At 69.6% G+C, this 4224-nt stretch carries 5 protein-coding genes; 4 read left to right on the top strand and 1 reads right to left on the bottom strand.

From position 1 onward, the window contains the following. From Q0Y09_RS01475 to Q0Y09_RS01490, 4 genes are all read left to right on the top strand, one after another. On the top strand, positions 1-602 hold a 602-nt coding region (locus Q0Y09_RS01475), incomplete at its 5' end, for an ABC transporter permease (RefSeq protein WP_297716670.1). A gap of 1 nt (position 603) precedes the next feature. After that, positions 604-1431, top strand: a complete 828-nt coding sequence (locus tag Q0Y09_RS01480; protein WP_297716671.1) for an ABC transporter permease — start codon at positions 604-606, stop codon at positions 1429-1431. A 16-nt stretch (positions 1432-1447) separates the two neighbouring features. After that, positions 1448-2365 (top strand): ABC transporter ATP-binding protein, encoded by a 918-nt coding sequence (locus Q0Y09_RS01485; RefSeq protein WP_297716674.1) that lies wholly within the window; start codon positions 1448-1450, stop codon positions 2363-2365. Continuing rightward, entirely contained in the window at positions 2362-2961 is a 600-nt protein-coding gene (locus Q0Y09_RS01490; RefSeq protein ID WP_297716676.1) for an ABC transporter ATP-binding protein, read from the top strand. The genes Q0Y09_RS01485 and Q0Y09_RS01490 overlap by 4 nt, the downstream gene beginning before the upstream one ends. Here Q0Y09_RS01490 and Q0Y09_RS01495 read toward each other — a convergent pair. Beyond that, the coding region (locus tag Q0Y09_RS01495) for a FeoB small GTPase domain-containing protein (RefSeq protein WP_297716678.1) at positions 2906-4224 on the bottom strand (1319 nt) is incomplete at its 5' end. The two genes, Q0Y09_RS01490 and Q0Y09_RS01495, sit on opposite strands and share 56 nt — an antisense overlap.

Raw genomic sequence — 4224 nt, forward strand, 5'->3', positions numbered from 1 at the left:
GGCTCATCCGGGGCTGGTGCCTCCTCATCTCCAGCACCCCCACCTTCTGGCTGGCCATCCTCCTCCTCATGGTCTTCTCCGTGTGGCTGGGCTGGCTGCCCATCGGTCTCTCCGCCCCCATCGGCGCCGAGGCCGCCGCCGTCACCCTGGCAGACCGGCTCCGGCACGCCCTGCTCCCCGCCCTCACCCTCAGCGTCACCGGTCTTGCCAACATGACCCTCCACAGTCGGGAAAAGCTCTGCGACGTGCTGGAATCGGACTACGTCCTCTTCGCCCGGGCCCGGGGAGAATCCACCCGCTCCATCCTCTGGCGCCACGGCCTGCGGAACATGGCCCTCCCCGCCATCACCCTCCAGTTCGGCTCCATCAGCGAGATCTTCGGCGGCTCGGTGCTGGTGGAACAGGTCTTCTCCTACCAGGGGCTGGGACAGTGCGCCGTCACCGCTGGTCTGGGCGGCGACCTCCCCCTGCTGCTGGGAGTCACCGTAGTCAGCGCCGCCCTGGTCTTCGGCGGCAACCTCATCGCCGACCTGCTCTACGGCGTGGTGGACCCAAAGATCCGGGCCAGGGTCAGGGCCCACGCCCGGAAAGGAGGCGTTTAGCATGGACCGCCTTCTCAATCAGCGGCAGCGGGCCCTGCTGCTCTCCACCATCGCCGTCCTGGCCCTGCTGGCGGTAACGGTGGCCGGCTTTCTTCTCTCTGACGCCGCCATGGTCACCGATTTCTCCCGCAAAAACCTCCCCCCCTGTCTCAATCATCCCTTTGGAACCGACTGGATGGGGCGGGACATGCTCTCCCGCACCCTCACCGGGCTCTCCCTGAGCATCCGCATCGGTGTGCTGACGGCGGCGGTGAGCGCCGTGGTGGCTCTGGTGCTGGGCACCGCCGCCGCCACGCTGGGCCGCCGGGTGGACGCCCTCCTCACCTGGTGCATCGACCTGGTCATGGGTATCCCTCACATTCTGCTGGTCATGCTCATCTCCCTGGCCTTTGGAAAGGGCTTTCTGGGCGTGGTGGCCGGCGTATCCCTGAGCCACTGGACCTCCCTGGCCCGGCTCCTCCGGGGCGAGGTCCTCCAGCTCCGCAGCGCCCCCTACGTCCTGGCGGCGGAAAAGCTGGGCCGCACCCGGCTCCAGATCGCCCGGGACCACCTGCTCCCCCACCTGCTCCCCCAATTCCTCACCGGTCTCATCCTCCTCTTTCCCCACGCCATCCTCCACGAGGCCAGCGTCACCTTCCTGGGCTTCGGTCTCTCCCCGGAGCAGCCCGCCATCGGTATCATCCTCTCCGAGAGCATGAGCTACCTCACCACCGGGAAATGGTGGCTGGCCTTTTTCCCTGGCCTGGCCCTGGTGGCTACGGTGGCCCTCTTCGCCCTGCTGGGGGACCGGCTCCGCCGCATCCTGGACCCGGCCACCATCCATCAATGAACAAGGAGGTTCGCCCATGACTCCCCTTCTTGCGGTGGAGCACCTCTCCATCTCCTTCACCCAATATGACCGGGGCACCCACCGCCGCACCCTCCCCGCCATCCGTGACCTGGACCTGACCGTTGACCGGGGCCAGGTGGCGGCGGTGGTGGGGTCCAGCGGGTCGGGCAAGAGCCTGCTGGCCCACGGCATCCTGGGCATCCTCCCCTACAACGCCCATATGGAGGGGACCGTCACCTACGACGGCGCTCCCCTCACCCCGGAACGCTCCGCCGCCCTGCGGGGCCGTGAGATCGTGCTGGTGCCCCAGTCGGTGGGCTATCTGGACCCGCTCCAGAAGGTGGGGCCCCAGGTAAGCCGGGACCGGAAACGGGTCCGGGCCGTCCTGGACCGGTACGGCCTGGGGCCGGAGACCGAGGGGCTCTACCCCTTCCAGCTCTCCGGCGGCATGGCCCGCCGGGTCCTCATCTCCACCGCCGTGGCCGCCTCCCCCGCCCTGGTCATCGCCGACGAGCCCACCCCCGGCCTGGACGCCCGGGCGGCGGGCCGTATCCTGGGCCACTTCCGGGAGCTCTCCGACGCCGGCGCGGGCGTCCTCCTCATCACCCACGATCTGGAGCTGGCCCTCACCATCGCCGACAAGGTGGCCGTCTTCTACGCCGGGGAAACGGTGGAGGAGGCCCCTGCCAAGGACTTTGACCGGCTGGAGGACCTGCGCCACCCCTACACCCGGGCCCTGTGGCGGGCCCTCCCCCAGCACGGCTTCCACCCCATCCCCGGCGCTCAGCCCTACCCCGGCGCCCTGCCGGAGGGCTGTCCCTTTGCCCCCCGGTGCCCCAGACGCACCCCAGACTGCGGCGGTACAGTCCCCTACCGCCCGCTGGACGGCGGCTTTGTCCGCTGTCTCCACCCGGAGAGGGGGGAGCCGGCATGACTCTGGAAGCCAGAGACCTCACCTTCCGCTACCACCCCAAAGGCCCCGCCGTCCTGGACGGCGTCAACCTCACCCTCCAGAGCGGGGAGCGGCTGGGCATGACCGGCCCCTCTGGTCGGGGCAAGACCACCCTGTGCCGCCTGCTGGCGGGCTATGACCGCCCCGACACTGGCGCCGTTCTCCTGGATGGAAAACCCCTCTCCGCTTTTCGGGGCTACTGCCCGGTGCAGATGGTGTGGCAGCACCCCGAGCTGGTGGTGGACCCCCTGCGCACCCTAGGGGCCACCTTGGCCGAGGGCTGGGCGGTGGAAGAACGGGTCCTTGCCGGGCTCCACATCGAGCCGGGCTGGCTCACCCGCTACCCCTCCGAGCTCTCCGGCGGCGAGCTCCAGCGGTTCTGCGTGGCCAGAGCCCTGGGCCCCGCCACCCGTTTCCTCCTCTGCGACGAGCTCTCCGCCATGCTGGACCTCATCACCCAGGCCCAGATCTGGTCCTTCCTGCTGGAGGAGGCCGAGCGCCGGGACCTGGGGCTCCTCATCGTCAGCCACAGCGGCCCCCTGCTTGAGCGGCTTTGTACCCGCACCCAATCTCTTTGACAAAGGCATCGCCCCGGACCGATCCCGGTCCGGGGCGATGTTGCTGCTTTGGCATCCCACCTGGGCGGCTTCCCATGGTGAGGGCCTGTTTGCCGCAGGAGCCCGCCTTTTGGAAGGCGTGGTCCAGCAGGAAGGCCACCCGGGGCAGGTAGCCCAGATCCTCCAACAGAGTGAACAGGGGGAAGAAGATGGCCATGGGGGGCAGCATCACCGCCACCACCCAGGCCAGGGTGCGGTAGGCCCCCAGCACCAGAGCGCCGTGGAGCCAGTCAGGCGCACCCAGGTATTGAAACAGATCTGTCAGCCGGTCCTGGACCCAAAAGAGCCCCTTGGCCAGCAGGTCGGAGGGCACCTGGGCCCCGGAAATGGTGATCCAGAATACCAGGGCCAGCAGCGCGAGCATCGCCGGCGCGCCGGTGAAACGTCCGGTGAGGAGCCGGTCCAGCTTCCGTCCCCAATCCGGTCCGGCGCCGCTCCCCCGCACCGTCTCGCCTGCCAGCGCCGCACCCTGGCGGATCTGAGCCGCAGCCACCGCCTCCTGGAAGGCCGGCCCCGTGAGCCCGGCCTTCTCCAGTTCGATCTGGGCCTCTGCCAGGGCGGCGGCCACGTGCTCCTCCTGTCTCAGATCCCGGCCCAGAGCGGCTTTGAGGCTGTCCATCAGGCCGGGCTCTCCCTCCAGGAGGGAGCGGGCCACCCATCCGGCGGGGAGCCCGGTCTCCCCCACCGTCGGCTCCACCAGGGCAACCGCCTGATCCACCGCCGCCGGATAGTCTGCCACCGCAGGGTGGAGGTCTGCCCGGCCCTCAATGACGGCCTCCACCGCCGCCATGAGGGGCTCCAGGCCCTCCCGCCGTCCGGCGGCGGTCCCTACCACCGGCACCCCCAGCCCCGCCGAGAGGGCGGCCAGGTCCACCTCCACGCCGTTTTTCCGGGCCTCGTCCATGAGATTGACGCACACAACGGTCTTGGGCTGGACTTCCAGCACCTGGAGCACCAGCCCCAGGCTCCGCTCCAGGCCGGCGGCGTCGCACACCACCACCGCCGCATCCGCTCCACCGAAGCACAGCAGATCCCGGGCGGCGGCCTCCTCCGGGGACTTGGCCAGGAGGGAATAGGTACCCGGCAGGTCGGCCAATAAGTAATCCCGGCCGTGGCGGACATGGCGGCCGACGGCCCCCGCCACAGTCTTCCCCGGCCAGTTGCCGGTGTGCTGCCGGAGACCGGTGAGGGCGTTGAAGAGGGTGGACTTGCCCACGTTGGGAC

It is taken from the genome of Intestinimonas sp., assembly GCF_026169115.1.
GTDB lineage: Bacteria > Bacillota > Clostridia > Oscillospirales > Oscillospiraceae > Intestinimonas.

Coding starts and splice junctions, on each gene's coding strand:
- Q0Y09_RS01480 (WP_297716671.1), top strand. CDS start 604: ATGGACCGCCTTCTCAATCAGCGGCAGCGGGCCCTGCTGCTCTCCACC.
- Q0Y09_RS01485 (WP_297716674.1), top strand. CDS start 1,448: ATGACTCCCCTTCTTGCGGTGGAGCACCTCTCCATCTCCTTCACCCAA.
- Q0Y09_RS01490 (WP_297716676.1), top strand. CDS start 2,362: ATGACTCTGGAAGCCAGAGACCTCACCTTCCGCTACCACCCCAAAGGC.